Origin of the sequence: Pseudolysinimonas sp., assembly GCF_039912695.1 — a bacterium.
GTDB lineage: Bacteria > Actinomycetota > Actinomycetes > Actinomycetales > Microbacteriaceae > Pseudolysinimonas_A.
Map to the genome: position 1 here is coordinate 335,569 of NZ_JBDSPJ010000022.1, position 20,401 is coordinate 355,969.

Consider the following 20,401-nt stretch of genomic DNA (forward strand, 5'->3'; position numbering starts at 1 on the left):
CTACGAAGTGTGGCGGGCCGCGCCAGGTTAGGTTAGCCTTGCCAATGTGTTGGCCACCTTTCTGATCGGACTTCGCGAAGGTCTTGAGGCCGCACTCGTCATCGGAATCGTCGTGGCCTACCTCGCGAAGACCGGGCGTCGTCGTTTCCTCCCAGCTCTCTGGGTCGGCGTGGTCGCCGCCGTGGTGCTGTCGCTTGTGGTCGGAGCCGTTCTCACCTTCGGCGCCTACGGGCTGAGCTTCGAAGCGCAGGAGATCCTCGGCGGTTCGCTCTCGATCGTCGCCGTCGGCTTCATGACCTGGATGACGTTCTTCATGGCTCGCACGGCACCGACGCTCAAGAACGACCTCGAGTTCGGGGTCGACCACGCCGTCGCAGGCAGCGCCTCTGCCGGAACACCCTGGGCCCTCATCGCACTCGCCTTCGTCTCGGTCGCCCGCGAGGGGATCGAAACCGCGCTGTTCCTCTGGGCGGCGGCCAAGGAGTTCGGTCAGACCCCGCTGGCCATCACTGGAGCCGTACTCGGCATCCTGCTCGCCGTCGTGTTGGGGTGGCTGCTCTCGCACGGGATGCTGCGCATCGACCTCGGGCGATTTTTCCGCGCCGTCGGGGCGAGCCTCATCGTCGTCGGAGGCGGAGTGCTCGCCTACGCGATCCACGATTTGCAGGAGTCGCGAGTGCTCCCCGGCCCGTTCGCGCCAGCGCCCCCCGGCGCGGCCTTCCCGTGGCTCTGGGGCGACAGTGCGTGGGCGTTCCGAATCGCCGATGTGATCCCGCCTGACAGCCCGCTCGCCGTCATCCTCAAGGGCACCATCGGGTTTTCACCCGAGATGACCTGGCTCGAGGTGGGCACCTGGGTGCTCTATGTCGGGATCATCGTGCCCCTGTTCATTCGCGCCACGGTCCGACCTCGCGCCCTCACACCGACCCCCGCCCCCTCATCCCCCGGAGAAGCATGAAGCACCACCTCCTCATCGCCTTCGCACTCATCGGCGCGACCGGCATCCTGCTCGCTGGGTGTGTTCCCAACGCACCCGCGGGCTCCACGAGCGTCACCCTCGCGGTTGAGAGCAGCTCTGACACGTGCGCCGTCGAGGCGGCGACCGTCGCGAGCGGGACGGTGACTTTCCACGTCACCAACTCTGGCGATCGCGTGACCGAGTTCTACCTCTTGGGCGAAGACGGCCTCTCGATCGTCTCGGAGGTCGAGAACATCGCCCCCGGCACCTCGCGCGATCTCACCCTCGTTGCACAACCTGGCACCTACTTCACCGAGTGCAAGCCGGGCATGATTGGCGCCGGCGTCGGCACGGCGGCGTTCACCGTCACCGGGGATGCCGTAGCGGTCACCGAAGATGAGTCCGCGCAGATCGCCGAGGCCGTCGCCGCGTACACCGCCTACACGAAAGATCAGGTCGCCCAACTGGTGCCGGCAGTTCAGGACTTCGTCGACGCCTACCTCGCCGGCGACGACGAGACCGCTCGCCGCCTCTACCCGGTTGCCCGCACGTTTTACGAGCGCGTCGAACCGACCGCCGAGCAGTTCGGTGACCTCGATCCGGCGATTGACTACCGCAAGCCGGGCGCCGAAGCCGAAGGGATCGAGTTCACCGGGTTCCACCGCATCGAGATGGACCTGTGGATCACTCAGGCCCGCGCGAACTACCCCAATGAGACAATCGCCGCACTCGACCAGGCCGGCCGCGAGAAGGTCGGTGCACGGCTCATCGCCGACGTGGCGAAACTCCAGACGCTGGTGACCGCGCCCGACTTCGAGCTGACGATCGCCGACATCACCAACGGCGCGATCGGCTTGCTCGACGAGATCTCCTCCCCCGACGGCAAATTGCCCGGCGAAGAGGATGAGTTCTCGCACACCGACCTCTCCGACTTTTTCGCCAACGTCGAAGGTGCCGAGGTGGCCTACCTCGCCGTGCGCTCGATCGCCGAAAGCAAGGATGCCGAGGGTGCCGCACTCGTCAGCCAACTCGACGCGCAGTTTGCGGCGATGAAGGCTCTGCTCACCAGCTACGGCAGCTACGACGCCGGGTTTGTCTCCTACGACACTGTCGATCAGGCCGCTCGCAATGAACTCGGCGCGCAGCTCAACGCCCTCTCCGAGCCGCTCTCGAAACTCACGAGCACCGTGCTTGCGATCCCGTCGGCGTAGCGTGAGCGGGATGTCGAAGGAACCCACCGAAGCAGGCTCGCCCCACGAGCGCGGGTTGTCGCGGCGAGCTCTGCTCGGCGGTATCGCCGGGGCCGGGGCGGTCGGGGCGGGGTTTGCCGGGGGTGCGGCGACCACGGCGGCCCTGACGGCATCCGGGTCTCCCGACGGCGACCCGCGGGACGCTTATCCGTTTTACGGCGACCATCAAGCCGGCGTCATCACTCCGGCACAGGACCGCCTCCACTTTGCCGCGTTCGATCTCACGTCGACGGCGACGCGCGACGGATTGGTCCAGTTGCTGACCGCGTGGACGGCCGCCGCCGCTGCGATGACTCAGGGTCGCGAGATCGGGCACGGCGCCGTCGATGGCGCTCCGCTGGCTCCCCCCGACGACACCGGTGAGGCCCGAGGCCTGCCGCCGAGCGGGCTCACGATCACCTTCGGTTTCGGACCCGGACTGTTCGACGACCGATTCGGTCTCACCAACCGCCGACCCGACGCCTTGCGTCCGCTGCCGCCGTTTGCCTTCGACCTCCTCGAGGAACCGATTTCAGGGGGCGACCTCTGTATTCAGGCCTGTGCGCACGACCCGCAGGTTGCCGTACATGCGATCCGCAACCTCACCCGCATCGCCTTCGGCACGGCCTTGATCCGCTGGACCCAACTGGGTTTCGGCCGTACCTCGTCGACTTCCACGAGCCAGGTGACGCCCCGCAACCTGTTCGGATTCAAAGACGGAACCGCGAACATCAAGTCCGAAGATCCGTCGGCGGTCGGCGAGTACGTCTGGGTCGGCGACGACGACCAACCGTGGATGCAGAACGGCACCTACCTTGTCACCCGCAAGATCCGCATGACCATCGAGAACTGGGATCGCACCGCGCTGGCCGAACAAGAGAACATCATCGGGCGCACGAAGGATGCTGGCGCTCCTTTGACGGGAACCGGCGAGTTCGACGAGCCCGACCTCAAGCTCGGCACGACGAGCGGAAACACGGTCATCCCGCCCGACGCGCACATTCGCCTGGCGCACCCCGATGTGGTCGCAACGCGCATCCTGCGGCGCGGCTACAACTTCGTCGACGGCTCGAACGGCCTCGGCCAACTCGACGCCGGCCTGTTTTTCATCTCGATGCAACGCTCGCCCGAGCAATTCTCGACGGTGCAGCGGTCGCTATCGAAAGACGCGATGAACGAGTACATCCGGCACGTATCGTCGGCGGTATTCGCGGTGCCACCCGGCGCGCACAGTGGGTCGTTCGTCGGCGCCGGTCTGTTCGACTGAGCCGGCCGATGCCTAGGCGGTGTGCGTCACCTTCCGCGCCGGCCAGAGGATGACGAGCGTGCAGAGCACAGCAGGACCGATCGCCCAGGCGTAGCCCAACGGATCGTTGGCGACCAGGGTTGCTCCCACGCCGAACACAGGCAGAGTCGCCAACAGCACGATCATCACCTCAATGCCCAGAGCCGCGCCGATCGCCATCAGCCGGTCACTGAAGGCGAACCGGAATCCGGCGACCAGCGCCACGACGATCGCCAGCGCGCCGAGCAATCCGAGCGGGATCGGAACGCCCGAGGTCTCGACGACGTACTCGCGGTGGACGAAGGTCAACACGAACCCCGCTGCGGCCCCCGTCACGAGGGCGAGGGCTGCAGCAATCAGTCGGGCTGCCATCAGTTCAGGATGACGACGTACTGAACAACCTCGCCGAAGTCGGCGGTGTTCGACCCCGTGATCTGAACGGTGTACGTGTCGTTGGAGTACTGCGTAAAGGTGGCGTCGGCGCTCGAGCTGGTGAGGTCTTGCACGAAGCCCTTGCCGATCAGGATGCCGTCGATCTTGGTGAGGTCGCCCGCCCGGTCATCGGTGGGCAGGATGATGCTCCATCCGGTACCCAAATCGACCGCGAAGACTGCGTCGTCGTCGATCAGCGGCACGTCGCCCTGCGGGTAGGTCGAGGGGATCTCGGTGTGACCCGCGTCGTTGCCGATGTCGATTCCCGACGAACCTGTCGAACCGTCGGATGGCTGCGTCGAGCTGTCGGACGGCGCACTCGACGCACCCGTTCCCGAGCCGCCGATGGTGCCGGTACCGCCCGCGGCACACCCGCCGAGCAGCAGGGTCAGCAACAGCGCGGTTGCGGCGACGGGCCCCATGGCCGCAGAACTCCCGTGGCGCGTCATGGGGTGATCGTCGTGACGGTGTAGCTGACGGTCCACGTGTCGCCGTCTTTGCCGACCAAAATGGCGGCGCCGAGGTTGCCCTTGGTGTAGCTGAACACCGCTCCCTGATCGGTGACCCCGCCGATGCCCTCAGCCGCGGTGGTCCAGCCTGCGGCCTCGATCTGCGCCTGAATCGCGGTGCCCGGATTCTCGGATCCGGGAGTCTGAACGATCACGGTCCATGCCTTCTGGCCGCTGCCGGTGGGGATCTCAGCCCCGAAGGTGACCTTGCCGTCAACGAGCGGAAGATCGCTGGGGAAGTCAGCCGGGACGGAGCCGAGCACCGTGCCGTCGGTACCGCCGGTGCCGCCGGTCTGCTGCTGGACGACGCCCTGGACTAGAGAACATCCACTCAGCGCGAGCGGCGCGCTGAGCAGCAGTGTTGCCCCGACCACAAGGGTCGCGATTCTGGAGATTCGGACGTTCACGTAGGACTCCTCGTGGTCGGATTCGGTGGCTGAACCACCCCCGGAATCGTATCTCGCGACCCCGGCAATGTCTCGACGCGCGACACCCGCTGAGGGGTTGACACGCCCGCGAAATTCGCGCGCGGTCAGCCCCGCCCTAGCCCTGCTTCTTCGACCGTGACAGGTTGCGGGCGCGGGCCGAGGCGACGAGCTCGACCTTGCGGATGCGCACGATGTCGGGGGTCACCTCGACGCACTCGTCTTCACGGGCGAACTCGAGGCACTCCTCGAGCGTCAGCTCGCGCGACGGGGTCATCTTCTCGAAGTTGTCCGAGGTCGACGAGCGGATGTTGGTGAGCTGCTTCTCTTTCGTGATGTTCACGTCCATGTCGTCGGCACGCGAGTTCTCGCCGATCACCATGCCCTCGTAGACCTCCTGCGTGGGCTTCACGAAGAACGACATGCGCTCCTGCAGCGCGACCATCGCGAACGGCGTCACCACGCCCGATCGGTCGGCCACGATCGAGCCGTTGATGCGCGTGGTGATCGCGCCCGCCCACGGCTCGTAACCGTGCGAGATGGCGTTCGCGATGCCGGTGCCCCGGGTGATCGTGAGGAACTCGGTACGGAAGCCGATCAGCCCCCGCGAGGGCACGATGAACTCCATCCGCACCCAGCCGGTGCCGTGGTTCGTCATCGTGTCCATGCGGCCCTTGCGGGCGGCAAGCAGCTGCGTGATGGCGCCGAGGTGCTCTTCGGGAGCATCAACCGTCAGGTGCTCGAACGGCTCGTGCGTCTTGCCATCCACCTCGCGCGTGACGACCTGTGGCTTGCCGACCGTGAGTTCGAAGCCCTCACGACGCATGTTCTCGACGAGGATCGCGAGAGCCAATTCACCGCGGCCCTGCACCTCCCAGGCGTCGGGCTGGCCAATGTCGACGACCTTGAGCGACACGTTACCGACGAGCTCGCGGTCGAGCCGGTCTTTCACCATGCGACCGGTGAGCCGGTGGCCCTTGACCTTGCCGACGAGCGGCGAGGTGTTGGTGCCGATCGTCATGGAGATCGCCGGGTCGTCAACAGTGATCGCCCGAAGCGGACGGATGTCATCGGGGTCGGCGATCGTCTCGCCGATCGTGATGTCGGGGAAGCCCGCGATTGCGACAATGTCGCCCGCGGTCGCACTCTCGGCCGGATACCGTTCGAGCGCGCGAGTGAGCATCAACTCGGTGATGCGTGCGGTCGTGTGCGAGCCGTCGTGGCGCACCCAGGCGACCGTCTGGCCCTTCTTGATCGTTCCTGAGAAGACGCGCAGTAGCGCGATGCGGCCGAGGAACGGGCTGGCGTCGAGGTTCGTCACCCACGCCTGAAGCGGGGCTTCGTCGTCGTAGGTCGGGGCCGGAACGTGCTTGAGGATCGCGTCGAACAGCGGCTCCAAGTCGTCGTTGTCGGGAAGCGTGCCGTTTTCGGGCTTGTTCCACGATGCGGCACCGTTGCGTCCGGAGGCGTAGACCACGGGCAGGTCGAGCAGCGCGTCGACGTCGAGGTCGGGCATGTCGTCGTGCAGGTCGCTCGCGAGAGCTAGCAGCAGGTCGTGGCTCTCTTCGACCACCTGATCGATGCGAGCATCCGGTCGGTCGGTCTTGTTGACGAGCAGGATGACGGGGAGCCTTGCCTCGAGCGCCTTACGCAACACGAAACGGGTCTGCGGAAGCGGACCCTCTGACGCGTCGACGAGCAGCACCACGCCGTCGACCATCGAGAGCCCGCGCTCGACCTCGCCACCGAAGTCGGCGTGGCCCGGGGTGTCGATGACGTTGATCGTCACCGGACCGTCGGTGGCGTGGATTCCGGAGTAGGTGACCGCGGTGTTCTTTGCGAGGATCGTGATCCCCTTCTCGCGCTCCAGATCGTTGGAGTCCATGGCGCGCTCCTCCATGTGCTCATGCGAGCCGAAGGAGTTGGTCTGACGCAACATGGCGTCAACGAGAGTCGTCTTCCCGTGGTCGACGTGAGCGACGATGGCGACGTTGCGCAGGTCTGCGCGGCGTGCTTCGGCCATGGATGTACCTCGAAAATCTTCAGGGGGGGATTGCCCTCTAGCCTACCCGGCAGGGGCGGGCGCCCACTGCCAGGCGTCCCAGAAAACCCCGTGCGCCTGCGGAGAGCGCGTGACCCCGGTGACGGTGTCGCGAACCGCCGTGAGCGTTGGGTAGGCGTACAGCGGCACGCCGTAGGCGGCATCCCAGAGCGCGGTATCGATCTGCGTGGCCAGTGCCGCCTGCTTCGCGGGGTCGTGTTCGGCGGCAAGTTGGTCGACAAGGGTGTCGACCGCGGGGTCGGAGTAGCGCGAGAAGTTGGCCAGGGTTGAGTCGCTGCGAAAAATCGAGCCGGCCGCTCCCGGTCCGAGGCGCGAGGTATCCCAGGCGAAGAGTGCGGCGTCGTAGGCACCGCCGACCCCGAGCAACCCCTGCCAGTCCGGGCTCGAGCAGTCGGTGACCACGAACCCGGCACGTGCCGCGCTGTCTCGGATGAGGGCGAACTCGGTCTGTCGAAGGTCGCTCGCCGGGTCGTACAGGATGCACACCGTCGGAGCTGTGACTCCGGCCTCGGCGAGCAAAGCCGTCGCGCCGGCCACATCGGTGCCCGAGTAGGCGACCGAACCGTTCGCGGCGACGGCGTCGGCGTAGCCCACCGAGCCCGGATGCAGCACGAACGAGTCGAGCACGGTCGCGTCGGACTGTAAGGGGGTGACAAGTTGTTCGAGAATCTGCTGCCGCGGCACGACCTCAAGGAAAGCCCGGCGAATGCGCTCATCCCCAAACATTCCGCTGCGACTGTCGGCGAACTGCAGGTCGAGGTGCTCGTTGCGACTCTCAGAACCGGTGACGACGGTCACCCCACCGATGCCCCCCAGAGTCGTCGCGGTGTCCGCCTTCGGTTCGGGGGTGATGATGTCGACGTCACCATCCTCGAGCAGCTTAATCGTGTCGAGCTCGTCAGGCGAATACCGCAGCTTGATGGTTTCAATCTTCGGTCGGCGATCGCCGCGGTACTGCGAGTTGGCGTCGAGCGTCACGCCGGTCTCGTCGATCGCCGACACCGCATACGGACCCGACGACAGCAGCAACCTCGGGTCGGCGGGCGTCGCGGTCACGTTGTAGGCGTCATTCCAGGCTCGCGCGAGCTTCCCCAGGGCGAGCTGATCAGCGGTGGTGATTGCCGCGATCAGGTCGTCCTTCGCCTTTCGGGCGTCGTCGTAGGTTTGGCCGCTCGCGATCGCCTGCAGAACATGGGCCGGGATGCCGGGCGCCAGCAGCGTCTTCCAGGCAGGCACGAAGGTGTCGTAGTGCACGTACAACGTGCGACCGTCACTGCCGAGTTGCGGGGTTTGGGTGGCCTTCTCGAGCCCCGCGCCCACCGCGCCGTTGAAGTAGACAGTGCCCGCGGGAAAGTCGGTCGCGTACCGACCTGTCGCAGGGTCGACGTAGCTGGAGTCGTCGAAATCGGGAGTGTTGAGCGCACCCGAATTTGCGGCCCAGGCCAGCAGCAGGTCGGCGGCGTCGATGGGCGTCCCGTCCGACCAGCGCGCGTCGGGCGAGACCGTGTACTTCACCGTGAGCGGATCGTCGGCGATGATCTCGGCAGTGCCGAACGACAGGTCGTCGACGAGGCGGTACTGATCGTCGTAGTAGGCGAACGAGGCGCCCGCCAGGTACGCGACGTTCGCATTCGTCGAGGTCGTGCGGCCGTAGGAGGTCGCCGGGTTGAGCGACGTGAAGGGCTCCGCGACCGCAACGGTCACCTCGCTGCCGGCGACAACCGTCGGGCCCGTGCAGCCCGTAAGCAGCACGACCGCGACGGCTCCCACCGCGACGATGCGCAGGCTGTTGAGGATCATCGCGCTCAGCCTAGGCGCGGGTCGCGGCAAACGGACTACCGGTGGCGACGCTCATCGGCGAGCAGGGCGGCTCGGGCGATGCGACGCTCACGCTGCTCGGCCGGGTCGGGCACCGGAACGGCCGCGATGAGCCGCTTCGTGTACTCCTCCTGCGGGTTGCGCAGAATCTGATCCCGCGAACCCTGCTCGACCAACTTGCCGTGGTTCATCACGATGATCCGGTCAGCGAGGCGGTCGATGACAGCCAAGTCGTGGCTGACGAAGAGGCAGGCGAACTGCAGTTCGGTCTGCAACTTCTCGAGCAGATCAAGCACCCGGGCCTGCACCGAGACGTCGAGCGCGCTGGTCGGCTCGTCAGCGACGAGCAACTTCGGGCTCAGCGCGAGGGCGCGCGCGATGCCGATGCGCTGACGCTGGCCGCCGGAGAGTTCGTGCGGGTAGCGGTTGCGGAATGAGCGCGGCAGCTCGACCTGGTCGAGCAGATCTTCGACCCGCTTCCCAATCTCTTCGCGCGAGACCGTACCGGAGAGCTCGAGCGGCTCACCGATCGACTGGCCGACCGGCCAGCGCGGGTTGAGTGAGGCGCCGGGGTCTTGGAACACGATGCCGATCGAGCGACGAAGCTCGCGCAACTTGTCGGACTTGATGCCGACCAGTTCGGTGCCGAGCAGGGTCGCCGATCCCTCAGAGAAGGGCAGCAGTCCGACGATCGCGCGCGCGACCGTGGTCTTGCCCGAACCGGACTCGCCGACCAGGCCGACCACCTCGCCGGGACGGATCGAGAACGAGATGTTATCGGCAGCGCGGAAGCCGGGCAGGCGGCCTCGTCCGGGGTAGTCGATCGACGCGTTCGTGATCGTGAGCATCGGCTTGTCATCGGCCAGTTTCCGCTCGGTCGTGGCCTCAACGCCGAGGTGAGGAACGGCAGCCAGCAGCTGCTTGGTGTACTCGTGCTCGGGGTGGTTGAACACCTGGTCGACGGCGCCGCGTTCGACGATGACACCCTCACGCATCACGATGACGTTGTCGGCGATATCTGCGACGACGCCCAGATCGTGGGTGATCAGGATGATCGCGCTCTGCAGCCGCGAGTGCAGGCTGCGCAGCAGGTCGAGGATCTCGGCCTGAATCGTCACGTCAAGAGCCGTGGTCGGCTCGTCGGCGATCAGCAGGTCGGGGTCGCACGAGATCGCGATCGCGATCATCGCCCGCTGACGTTGGCCGCCGGAGAGCTGGTGAGGGTAGGAGTTGTACGCCTTCTTGGGGTCGGGCATCTCGACCATGCCGAGCAACTCGATCGCCCGCGCCCGCGCTTCGGTGGGCGACATCGGGAAGTGGGTACGGAGCGCCTCGACGAGCTGGAACCCGACCTTGTAGACCGGGTTGAGGGCCGTCATCGGCTCCTGGAAGATCACGGCAATCTTCTTGCCGCGAATCCGGTACAACTCCTCGAGCGGCAGACCCAGGATGTCTTGTCCGTGCAACCGCACGTGGCCCTGCGAGCGGGAGTTCGCGGGCAGCAACCCGAGCAGCGACATCGACGTCACAGTCTTGCCCGAGCCGGACTCGCCGACGATTGCCAGCACCTCGCCCGGGTTGACCGTGTAGTTCACGTCACGGGCGGCGCTCACCCACGCGCCGGCAACCCAGAAGTCAACCGAGAGGTCCTCGACCTCGATGATCGATTCGCCCTCGCCGCGGGAAGTCAGACGCTTTGAGAAGCGTGATCCTCCGGCCCGTTCGGTACGCGGTCGGGCTTCGTCGCCGCGGCTCATCGGGCTCCTCCTTGAATTTCCTGACGCGATGGATGCGCATGCGACGATGGGCGCATGGCGAAGCGTCTCGTGATCCGCACATCCACCGGCATCGCGGTAACGATCTTGGTCGCGGTCGTCGCGGTCGTCAGCGTTGCGCTCCTGCTGCAGTCTGGCGATATCGAAACGGCACGCAGGTACGGTCCGCCGTTCGTCACCGTCGCGTACCTCGCCTGGCTGCTGTTCTGGTGGCCGATGGTCGAACTAGCGAAGGATGTCTTGGTCATCCGCAATCCGCTGCGTACCTTCGACATCGACTGGGAGGCGATCGACGAGGTGAAGAACCAGTTCTCGCTGGTCGTGACGGCGGCGGGCCGGTCAATCACAGCCTGGGCCGCACCTGCCCCCCGGCGACGACCCAACCCGCGGCTGCTGCGCCGTGGCATCGAGCCCGACCGTGACAAGCGTGACATGGGGCTCGCGGGTGCCGTCCAGCGTGAGGCATCGAAACGCCGAGCAACGGCTGCCGCTTCATCGGGCGCCGCATCGACCGGCACCGCTTCTGCCGGAGGCGTCGTGACGCGGTGGAACGTACTGCCCGCCGCGGCCGCCGTGATGCTCGCCGCGATCTCGGTCATCTCGGCACTCGTCTGAGCGCTTCCCCGGGTCATCGGGTCAACTCCCCATCGGAGCGCGCGCGGCGAAACGGTCGAGCGATGAGGCTCGCCAACTGGCGGTAGGGGCCCGCCTTGCGCGGCATCCGGCGCTGACGCGGATCGAACGCATCGCGCAGGCCGTCACCGATGAAGTTGATCGCCAACACGATGGTGATCAGAATCGCGCCGGGCCACCAGAACAGCCAGGGCCGGGTGGTGAACGAGGTCTGGTAGAGCGCCAAGATCTGCCCAAGCGAAACGTCGGGCGGGTTGATCCCGAAGCCCAGGAAGCTGAGGGCCGCCTCGAGCAGGATCGCCCCGCTCATCGTCAGAGAGAGGTTGACGATCAGGATGCCCGCGGTGCTGGGCAGGATGTGACGGAAGATGATGCGTGCATTCGAGGCGCCGGCAACGCGGGCCGCATCCACGAATTCTCGTTCGCGGAGGCTGAAGAACTCGCCGCGCACGAGGCGGGCCAGGACCGCCCACCCGAAGATGCCCAACATCGCGGCCAGGACGAACGCACCCTGTGCGCCGAACGCTCGACCGACAATCGCGCCGAGGATGACGACCGGAACGATGATGATCACATCGGTGAGGCGCATCAGCACCGCGTCCACCCAGCCGCGGTAGAAGCCGGCCAGGGCGCCGATCACGACACCAATGACGCCAGCTACCGCGGTGTAGACGAACATGACGATGATTGACTGCTGAGAACCGCGCATGACCTGCGCGAACACGTCATGGCCGATGTCGTCCTGCCCGAGCGGATGATTGCCGAAGCTGAACGGGAAGTCGTAGGTCGGGGCACCCGACGGGCGCTCAATGTCGGTGTAATGGATGTAGTCGAACTTCCACCACCCAGGAACGTGCAGACCGAACACGTCGAAGCCCACCGACGAGAACGAGAACACGATGATGAAGAGGAGGAAGCCGAGCGACACCATCGCGGGGATGTTGCGCACGAAACGTCGGATGACGATCTGCCCTTGGGAGAGACCGGCTTCGGCGCGCTGCTCGATCGTGACGATGTCCGACGGCGACTCGGACGGGAGACTGGCGAGAGGGTTCGACATGGTCAGCTCACCCGGATTCTGGGGTCGAGAGCGGTATAGGCGAGGTCAGCGAGCAGGTTGAAGACGAGCGCGAAGATGCTCGTCACGAGGAACACGCCCATGATCGGATTCAAATCAACTTGGCGCAGTGCATTGACGAACAGCAAGCCCATGCCTTTCCAGGCAAACACCGTTTCGGTGATGACGGCGCCGCCGATCAGACCACCGAGGTCGAAGGCGACGATCGTCGCGATCGGAATGAGCGCGTTGCGGAACGCGTGTCGCATGATGACCGTGCGCTCGGGCAGACCCTTCGCGCGCGCGGTGCGCACGTAGTCCATGCTCATCACCTCAAGCAAGCTGCCTCGCGAGTACCGGCTATACGCGGCAAGGGAGATGAGCATGATCGTCAGCGTCGGGAGCAGCACGTGGCTGAAAGAGTCGACCGCCGTGAGCCAGATGCTGCCGTTCAAGTTCGGGGTCTCGGAGCCGATCGTCGCGATCGGGCGGCCGCTGGTGTTCTGCATCAGGTCGGGCCAGGCACCCATGATGCGGTCGATCAAGACCGCGCCCGCCGAGAAGAAGGCGGTAATGACGGCGGCGCGAATCGAGACTCGCCGGTCGTCACCGCCGAACAGCCAGCCCACCGCGGCGCCGATCAGCAGGGCGATCACGGCAAGCCCGATGATCGCGCCCCAGTTGGGGAAGTAGTAGAAGGCGAACTGCACCGGCCACCACGAGATCACACCGATGAGTGCCGTGGTCAGGGCGGCACCCAGAGCGCGGCGGTTGGACAGGCCGGTCGTCAACTGGGTGGCGACGACCGCCGCGATCACCCCGATGATGCCAATCCAGAGCGGACCGAGGTTCGGCTGAAGAAAGAAGTTGCTGACGTTCGCATAAATCAACACGGCGGCAGAGGCGACGGTGCCTCCGGCAAAGTTGATTCCCCAGCGTCGTAACTGCCCGCCCATAGCGCTCGCCCAGATAAAACCGGCCACGATCGAGATGACGACGATCGCCACGGTGGGGATCACCGGATGTTGAAGGAAGTCGTTGAAGCCGATCGCCACATTCAGTTTGAGCAACTGACCCACCCAGAACACCGGGAGGGCGAAGAAGACGAAGGCGACGAGAGTGACGGCGTAGTCGAAGCCGCTGTACTGACGCAGCGCCGAGATCATGCCGATCGCGATACCGAAGGTGATGGCGAGCAGGCTCGCGACGGTGACGAGCTGCAGGGTTGACCACATCGACTGACCGAGCACGGTCGTGACGTCGAGGCCGCTGAGGGTCTGGCCGAGGTCGAGATCGCCGACGAAAAGTTTGAGCACGCCGCCGAGCCAAATGAAGTAACGCAACGGTGGTGAGACGTCGAGGTGCAGTCGCTGGGTGGCGGCTGCAATGAGCTGCGCCTTATTGGGTGCGGTCGAACCGCGGAGGGTTTCAAGCGGGTCACCAGCGTTGGCGGCCATGACGTAGATCAGGAAGCTGGCGGCGAAGATGACCAGGACGATGATCAACAACCGTCGGATGACATAGGCGAACACAGCGCCGTGTCCCTTCTGTTGAGTGGGATGTTCCACAACGGGAGGGGTGCCGGGGCATTGAGCCCGGCACCCCTCCTTAGTTGCGGTTCCGGCTAGCCGGCGGCCGGCGACGCGGTAACGCCGACCGGGGTCCACTTCCAGAAGTTCCAGAAGTACTGCGGGGTGATGGGCATCGCGGTCACGCCGGACACCTTGCTCTCATCCCACGCCGTGAGTCCCGGGAACTGGAAGATCGGCACGGTCCACGCCTGCGCGCCCATGGCCTTCTCAGCGTCGACGAGGAGCGAGTCGGCCTTGGCGCCGTCAGACTCGGTGTCGATTGCCTTGAATGCTGCATCCACGTCCGGGTCCGACCATCCGTAGTAGTTGTTCGCACCCTTAGTGATGTAGTTCGGACCATTCTGAGTGCGGCCCGTGTTGTTCAGGATCCACGCGAAGAGCGCGGCGTCATACGACGTCTGCTTCGTGTCAAGGTCCCCTGACCAAGTGGTCGACGACGCGTTGATCAGGTTGAAGCCTGCCTCCGCAGCGATCGGCGCCCAGAGCCCGTACTCGGCGTTACGTCGAGTGTTTGTCTGGCTGAACAGCAGTCGCACGTCGACCGGCGTGGTGATGCCGGCATCGGTGAGAATCTGCTTCGCACCCGCGGTGTCCGGAACTTCGAGCTCCGGGAGACCGTTGACGGCGGCAGCCTTGTCGGCCCCGTCAGTGCCCGGGAAGAACACCAGGCTGTTCATGACCTCTGCGTTGCTCTGCAGGGGCTTGACCAGCTTGTCAATGATGTCCTGACGCGGGATCGTCTTCAGGAATGCCTGGCGGACGGCGAGAGCCTTCTTCGCGTCGCCACCGTAGGAGGCCGGGTCAAACGGACCGCCGTTGGTGACCTGAAGGTCGACGTGCTCGAACGAACCCTCGGACGCGCCGACGTAGGCGACGTTCGGGATGCCCGCGGCAAGTGCAGCCGCGATGTCCGGAGTCGGCTGGCCGGCGGCGATCTGAATCTCACCGTTCTGGAGAGCCGTCAACTGAGCCTGCGAATCCGGGATGGCACGCACGGTGATCGTCTGGAACTTCGGCGAGGGGCCCCACGTGTAGTTGGGGTTCGCCGTGAGGGTGACGGAGTCGTCGGCCTTCATGCCCGTGATCGTGTACGCGTAGTTCGACAGCAGCGCCTGCTTGTGAGCGGCGTCCGGCATCACGTTGAACGTGTAGTCGTTGTTGTACGACTTCGATACCGGAGCGAGGAAGGTGTAGTCGGCATCCTGAACGGCCTTGATCAAGTCAGACTTCGCCTTGGCTGCGTCGGTGTCGTACTTGCCCGGGTAGGCCATCTGAACCGTGCCGTGCGCCGAAACGCCGATCGGGCTCACGAGCTCCCAGTCCGCATACGGCTTGTCGTACACGACCGTCATCGAGCGGTTGTCGTCGCTGAGCGTCGGGACGGCCGACACGAGGTCGAAACCGGTTCCCTCGGCAGCGCCGGTGTTCCAGAACGTGCCGGTCTGGCTCGTCACTGCTCCGGTGTCTTCGTCGGTCTCAGCCTTGCCGTCGGTGCGGTGGGTGGTGATGGAGGCCCAGTAGAGGAGCATGTCCGCGCCGTCGACGGCAGTGCCGTCGGACCACTTGACGCCGGGGTTGATCGTGTACTTAACGGTCAACGGGTCGTCGGAGGTCTTCGCGTAGGTGCCGAAGTCGGTGTTCTTGACGAGGTTCGGCGTGTCGTCGTAGTAGCTGAACCCATCAAGGGCCATGTACGCGACTTGCGCGTTGTACAGGCTGTTGAGGTTGGTCAACGCGGTGTTGTAGCCGCTGAAGACGTCGTTCATGGCGACCGTGATGTTGGTGCCTGCGACAATCTCCGATGCGCGCGGCGGTGTGCAGCCGCTCAGGGCGATGGCGCTGGCAAGGACGACTGCCCCTGCTGCCACGAGCCTCTTGGATCTCACGGTGGTTCCTCCTGTGTGCAGATGTGAGCGAGGCACGGAGGCGGACCCCGACGTGCCACGCCGGATAGTACTGACCCTAAAGAGGGGGTGACCGCTGGGCAAAATTACTGAGAGGAATCGTTACACGGCGGAAACGAGGTCTGAGGATTCTTGCGCCAACGCGTGGATCGTGCACAAAACAGGCGCGCGACGCAAGAATCTTGCAAACAGGCTGAACCGACCTTGTATTTTGCCGCAGAAGCGCGGCGTACGATCGAAACGTGGCATCCCGAACGGCCTTGCTGGTCTTTGACGGCGATTGTGCGTTCTGTACAACGTGGGTGCACCGCCTCGAGCGCGTGCTCCCCGTCTTTCCGGAGTCCCAACCGTGGCAATGGTTGGCACTGGATGACCTCGGCCTGAGCCGGCACGACGTGACCCATTACGTCTGGTACTTGGTGGGAGGCAAGCGCTTCCGTGGCCACGCCGCCGTTGCCGCTCTGCTTCGATCTCAGAACAACATCGGCTGGCGCTTCCTCGGCAACCTGCTCATCACTCCCCCGTTCTCGTGGGCTGCCGCGATCGCCTACGCCTTCATCGCGCGCTTCCGTCACCGCCTGCCTGGGGGAACGGCAGCTTGCGCGCTGGAGACTAGAGGCGAGGCCATTTCTGGCCTCGTCGGCGACGCCAGCGCCGACGAGGTTCCCGCTCGCCGGAACACCTAGGCGTGACAACTCCCGCACCGCTTTCCCGCCGCCGGATCGGCTGGGAGATCGGGATCGTGCTCGCCGTCTCGCTCGGGATGTCGGCCCTCTACGCAATCGTCATCCTGATCAACCGGGCCACCCTCGAGACACCCATCGGGCAGCAGACGGCGACGATCGTGCCCAGCCGCGACCCGCGCGAGATCTTCGACCTCCTCTATCAACTGCTGGGCATCGCCTCGGACCTCGCCCCGGTCGCCCTGGTGTGCTATCTCCTCTGGTCTGTCTCGAAGCCCCACCTCGGCCGCCTCGGGATCGACGGACAGCATCCCATTCGGGATGTTCTCCTCGGTCTCGCGATCGCCGTCCCGATCGGCGTCGCCGGACTCGGCATCTACCTGATTGGTCGACAACTCGGCATCGGCGTCGGCATCAACGCCTCAGGTCTCACCGACCACTGGTGGACAATCCCGATCCTGCTGCTCATCGCCGCCCGCGCCGCCCTACAGGAAGAGATCATCATGATCGGCTACCTGTACTCACGCCTCGGCGAGGCCCGCTGGGGACGCTGGCAGATCATCCTGTTCTCTGCCGCCATCCGCGGGACCTACCACCTGTACCAGGGCTTCGGAGCCTTCTTCGCCAACTTCGCCATGGGAGTGGTGTTCGGCTGGTTCTACTCCCGGGGCACAGAGCGCCGCGTGATCCCGCTCGTCGTCACACACTTCACGATCGACGCGGTCGTCTTCGTAGGAGCCCCAGCGGCCGCAGCCGCCTGGCCCGCCCTCTTCAGCACCTCCGGATAGGCGGACGAGCGGAGCGGCGCCCGGAAGGGATGCGCGAGTCGATCGGGGTAGGGGTCCCCGCTCTCTCGGCTCGCGCATCCCTTCCGGGTGACGCGGCAACGAACAACTAGGCGAACGCCTCCACCGGTGGACAGGCACAGACGAGATTGCGGTCGCCGTAGGCCTGGTCGATCCTTCGCACCGGCGGCCAGTACTTCGCTCGCACCTGGCCTGGTGCGGGGTAGACCGCGAGCTCTCGGGGGTACGGGTGTGGCCAGTCGGTCGCCGTTGCTGCTTCGGCGGTGTGCGGGGCGTTCACGAGCGGGTTGTCGTCGGCGGTCCAGCTGCCGGCGGCGAGGGCGTCGGCTTCGGCTTTGATCGCGATCATCGCGTCGATGAAGCGGTCGATCTCGGCGAGGTCTTCGCTCTCGGTCGGTTCGACCATCAGGGTGCCCGCGACGGGGAACGACATCGTCGGGGCGTGGAAGCCGTAGTCGATGAGGCGCTTCGCCACGTCATCCACCGTCACTCCCGTCGCGTCTCGCAGTGGGCGCAGGTCGAGGATGCACTCGTGGGCGACGAGTCCGTGGTCACCCGAGTACAGCACCGGGAAGTGCTCGCGCAGTCGAGCAGCTACGTAGTTCGCCGACAGAACGGCGGCCGCGGTCGCGGCGGCGAGACCGTCCGGTCCCATCATGCGCACGTACGCCCACGAGATCGGCAGGATGCTGGGGCTGCCGTAGGGTGCGGCCGAGATCGGGTTCGCTTCACCTCTGGGTAGATAGGGCGCGAGGTGCGACTTCGCGGCGACCGGCCCGACACCGGGACCTCCCCCGCCGTGCGGGATGCAGAAGGTCTTATGCAGGTTGAGGTGCGAGACATCCCCACCCATGTCGCCGAAGCGGGCGTAGCCGAGCAGCGCGTTGAGGTTCGCCCCGTCGATGTACACCTGGCCACCGGCCGTGTGCACGGCGTCGGTGATCGCGCGGATCTCGTGCTCGTACACCCCGTGCGTCGACGGGTAGGTGACCATCAGAGCGGCGAGGTCGGCAGCATGCTCGTCGATGCGCGCCCGGAGGTCGTCGAGGTCGACGTTGCCCTCCTCATCACAGGCGACGACGACGACCTTCATTCCGGCCAGGACGGCCGACGCGGCGTTCGTGCCGTGCGCGCTCGACGGGATCAGGCAAACGGTGCGGTTCAGGTCGCCGTTGGCACGGTGGTAGCCGCGGATCGCGAGCAGCCCCGCGAGCTCGCCCTGCGAACCCGCGTTGGGCTGAAGGGAGACGGCGTCGTATCCGGTCAGTTCCCCGAGCCAGCCTTCGAGTTGCGCGATCAAGTCTCGGTAGCCGAGGGTGTCGGCCTCCGGCGCAAACGGGTGGATGTCGGCGAACTCCGGCCAGGTCACGGCGGCCATCTCGGTGGCGGCATTCAATTTCATCGTGCACGAGCCGAGTGGGATCATCCCGCGGTCGAGCGCGTAGTCCTTGTCGGCGAGGTGCTTGAGGTAGCGCATCATCGTCGTCTCCGAGCGGTGCGCCGAGAAGACCGGATGTTCGAGATACCGCGACGTGCGCACAAGTGAGGAGGGCAGTCCCGCACCAACGGGCTTGAAACCCAGCACCGTTTCAATGCCGAACGCCTTCAGAACGGTCTCGACATCATCCTGTGTCGTCGTCTCATCGAGAGAGACCGCGACGTGCCCCGCATCGACCAGCCGCAGCAGGTACCCGGCCTCGGCAGCCCGCGCGACAACCTCAGACGCATCGGGAACAGACACCAGCAACGTGTCGAAGAAGGAGTCGTGGACCACGCGAGAACCCAGAGCGTCCGCCATCAGGCGGGCCAGCCGGTTCACCTGATGAGCGATCGACTTCAAGCCCGAGGCCCCGTGATACACGGCGTACATCGAGGCCATCACCGCGAGCAGCACCTGCGCGGTGCAGATGTTGGAGGTCGCCTTCTCACGACGGATGTGCTGCTCCCGCGTCTGCAGCGAGAGCCGGTAGGCGGGGTGGCCGGCGGCATCCACCGAGACGCCGACGAGGCGACCCGGCAGTTGGCGCTCGAGTCCGGCGCGTACGGCGAGGTAGCCGGCGTGCGGTCCGCCGAAGCCCATCGGCACGCCGAAACGCTGCGAGGTGCCGACGGCGACGTCTGCTCCGAGTTCTCCGGGGGACGTGAGGAGCGTCATCGCGAGCAGGTCGGCGGCCACGACGGCGAGTCCCCCGCTGGCGTGCACGGCGTCGATGACGGCGCGGGGGTCCCAGACCCGTCCGGACGCCCCGGGGTACTGGATGAAGGCGCCGAACGCTTCGGGCAGGTCTCCCGCGAAGTCGGTCGTCACGAGCGAAATGCCGAGCGGTTCGGCCCGGTGCGCCAGCAGGCGCAGCGTCTGAGGAAGGGCGTCTTCGTCGACCAGGAACGTCGTCGATGTCGACCCGGACGCGCGCCGCGCGAGCAGCATCCCTTCGACGACTGCGGTCGACTCGTCGAGCATCGACGCGTTCGCCGTCGCCAACCCGGTCAGGTCGGCGACCATCGTTTGGAAGTTGATCAGGGCCTCAAGACGACCCTGAGAAATCTCGGGCTGGTACGGCGTGTAGGCGGTGTACCAGGAGGGATTTTCGAGCACGTTGCGCTGGATCACGGCGGGCGTGATGGTGCCGTAGTACCCAATGCCGATCATGCAGTGGCGCACGCGGTTACGGCCGGCGAGCACGCGGAGTTCGGCGAGCGCCTCCCGTTCGGAGCGCGCCGGTGGCAAAACGGTCGCCGCCTCGATGCGGATGCCGGACGGCACCGCGGCATCCATCAGCTCATCGACGGTGGAATACCCCACCGCCTGCAGCATGATCGCCTGAGTGGCGGCGTCGGTTCCGATGTGACGGTCGGCGAAGGTGGTCATCCCTGGGTCAGCTCCTCGTACTCGGCGGCCGTCAGCAACTCGGGGAGTTCGGTGAAACGCACCTTGATCAGCCAGGCAGCGCCGGTCGGGTCGGCATTGACGAGCGCGGGCTCGGCGATCACCGCTTCGTTGCGTTCGAGCACCTCGCCGTCGACCGGCGCAAACAGTTCGCCGACTGATTTCGTCGACTCGATCTCGCCGACGACTCGCCCGGCCGCCACGGACTTGCCCGCCTCGGGCAGGTCGACGTAGACGACGTCACCGAGCTTGTCGGCCGCGTACGCGGTGATGCCGATGGTGGCGACGTCGCCGTCGACGGACACCCATTCGTGGTCTTTCGTGTAGCGCAGCTCGCTCATGCTGT

17 protein-coding genes are annotated in these 20,401 nt (G+C 65.8%); 6 read left to right on the top strand and 11 right to left on the bottom strand.

Annotated elements, in window-relative coordinates:
* Positions 1–46: 46 nt before the first annotated feature.
* Genes efeU through efeB form a run of 3 tightly spaced genes read left to right on the top strand, consistent with a single transcriptional unit; the run spans position 47 to position 3,454 of the window.
* The gene (gene efeU / locus ABIR17_RS09980; protein WP_348004223.1) at positions 47–958 is read left to right on the top strand and encodes an iron uptake transporter permease EfeU; all 912 of its coding nucleotides are present in this window, start codon (positions 47–49) and stop codon (positions 956–958) included.
* Complete coding sequence (efeO, locus tag ABIR17_RS09985; RefSeq protein ID WP_348004224.1) at positions 955–2,169, top strand: iron uptake system protein EfeO; 1,215 nt, start codon at positions 955–957, stop codon at positions 2,167–2,169. Before efeU ends, efeO begins: the two co-directional genes overlap by 4 nt.
* Positions 2,170–2,179: 10 nt before the next feature.
* On the top strand, positions 2,180–3,454 hold the full coding sequence (efeB, locus tag ABIR17_RS09990) for an iron uptake transporter deferrochelatase/peroxidase subunit (protein WP_348004225.1): 1,275 nt from the start codon (positions 2,180–2,182) through the stop codon (positions 3,452–3,454).
* A gap of 12 nt (positions 3,455–3,466) precedes the next feature.
* Here efeB and ABIR17_RS09995 read toward each other — a convergent pair whose 3' ends face one another.
* The 6 genes from ABIR17_RS09995 to ABIR17_RS10020 form a co-directional block, all read right to left on the bottom strand.
* Positions 3,467–3,844: a hypothetical protein gene (locus ABIR17_RS09995; protein ID WP_348004226.1), complete on the bottom strand. Its 378-nt coding sequence runs from the start codon at positions 3,842–3,844 to the stop codon at positions 3,467–3,469.
* The gene (locus tag ABIR17_RS10000; RefSeq protein WP_348004227.1) at positions 3,844–4,353 is read right to left on the bottom strand and encodes a hypothetical protein; all 510 of its coding nucleotides are present in this window, start codon (positions 4,351–4,353) and stop codon (positions 3,844–3,846) included. Before ABIR17_RS10000 ends, ABIR17_RS09995 begins: the two co-directional genes overlap by 1 nt.
* Complete coding sequence (locus ABIR17_RS10005) at positions 4,350–4,820, bottom strand: hypothetical protein (RefSeq protein ID WP_348004228.1); 471 nt, start codon at positions 4,818–4,820, stop codon at positions 4,350–4,352. The genes ABIR17_RS10000 and ABIR17_RS10005 overlap by 4 nt, the downstream gene beginning before the upstream one ends.
* 136 nt (positions 4,821–4,956) lie before the next feature.
* Positions 4,957–6,861 (bottom strand): translational GTPase TypA, encoded by a 1,905-nt coding sequence (gene typA / locus ABIR17_RS10010; RefSeq protein WP_348004229.1) that lies wholly within the window; start codon positions 6,859–6,861, stop codon positions 4,957–4,959.
* A 42-nt stretch (positions 6,862–6,903) separates the two neighbouring features.
* Positions 6,904–8,700, bottom strand: coding sequence for an ABC transporter family substrate-binding protein (locus tag ABIR17_RS10015; RefSeq protein WP_348004230.1), 1,797 nt, complete (start codon positions 8,698–8,700; stop codon positions 6,904–6,906).
* A gap of 35 nt (positions 8,701–8,735) precedes the next feature.
* Positions 8,736–10,475, bottom strand: coding sequence for an ABC transporter ATP-binding protein (locus tag ABIR17_RS10020; RefSeq protein ID WP_348004231.1), 1,740 nt, complete (start codon positions 10,473–10,475; stop codon positions 8,736–8,738).
* 54 nt (positions 10,476–10,529) lie between these two features.
* Here ABIR17_RS10020 and ABIR17_RS10025 point away from each other — a divergent pair, with 54 nt between their 5' ends.
* The gene (locus tag ABIR17_RS10025; protein ID WP_348004232.1) at positions 10,530–11,108 is read left to right on the top strand and encodes a hypothetical protein; all 579 of its coding nucleotides are present in this window, start codon (positions 10,530–10,532) and stop codon (positions 11,106–11,108) included.
* A 13-nt stretch (positions 11,109–11,121) separates the two neighbouring features.
* On the opposite strand, the gene ABIR17_RS10030 is transcribed toward ABIR17_RS10025, so the two are convergent.
* Genes ABIR17_RS10030 through ABIR17_RS10040 form a run of 3 tightly spaced genes read right to left on the bottom strand, consistent with a single transcriptional unit; the run spans position 11,122 to position 15,661 of the window.
* Entirely contained in the window at positions 11,122–12,186 is a 1,065-nt protein-coding gene (locus ABIR17_RS10030; RefSeq protein WP_348004233.1) for an ABC transporter permease, read from the bottom strand.
* 2 nt (positions 12,187–12,188) lie between these two features.
* The gene (locus ABIR17_RS10035) at positions 12,189–13,751 is read right to left on the bottom strand and encodes an ABC transporter permease subunit (protein ID WP_348004234.1); all 1,563 of its coding nucleotides are present in this window, start codon (positions 13,749–13,751) and stop codon (positions 12,189–12,191) included.
* Between the two features lie 56 nt (positions 13,752–13,807).
* Positions 13,808–15,661, bottom strand: a complete 1,854-nt coding sequence (locus ABIR17_RS10040) for an ABC transporter family substrate-binding protein (RefSeq protein WP_348004235.1) — start codon at positions 15,659–15,661, stop codon at positions 13,808–13,810.
* 260 nt (positions 15,662–15,921) lie between these two features.
* On the opposite strand from ABIR17_RS10040, the gene ABIR17_RS10045 reads away from it, so the two are divergent.
* Together ABIR17_RS10045 and ABIR17_RS10050 are read left to right on the top strand one after the other, a co-directional pair.
* The gene (locus tag ABIR17_RS10045) at positions 15,922–16,365 is read left to right on the top strand and encodes a DCC1-like thiol-disulfide oxidoreductase family protein (RefSeq protein ID WP_348004236.1); all 444 of its coding nucleotides are present in this window, start codon (positions 15,922–15,924) and stop codon (positions 16,363–16,365) included.
* Positions 16,366–16,367: 2 nt separating this feature from the next.
* Positions 16,368–17,150 (top strand): CPBP family intramembrane glutamic endopeptidase, encoded by a 783-nt coding sequence (locus tag ABIR17_RS10050; RefSeq protein WP_348004237.1) that lies wholly within the window; start codon positions 16,368–16,370, stop codon positions 17,148–17,150.
* Between the two features lie 106 nt (positions 17,151–17,256).
* Here ABIR17_RS10050 and gcvP read toward each other — a convergent pair whose 3' ends face one another.
* Together gcvP and gcvH are read right to left on the bottom strand one after the other, a co-directional pair.
* Complete coding sequence (gcvP, locus tag ABIR17_RS10055; protein WP_348004238.1) at positions 17,257–20,037, bottom strand: aminomethyl-transferring glycine dehydrogenase; 2,781 nt, start codon at positions 20,035–20,037, stop codon at positions 17,257–17,259.
* Complete coding sequence (gene gcvH, locus ABIR17_RS10060; protein ID WP_348004239.1) at positions 20,034–20,396, bottom strand: glycine cleavage system protein GcvH; 363 nt, start codon at positions 20,394–20,396, stop codon at positions 20,034–20,036. The genes gcvP and gcvH overlap by 4 nt, the downstream gene beginning before the upstream one ends.
* Between the last annotated feature and the right edge of the window lie 5 nt (positions 20,397–20,401).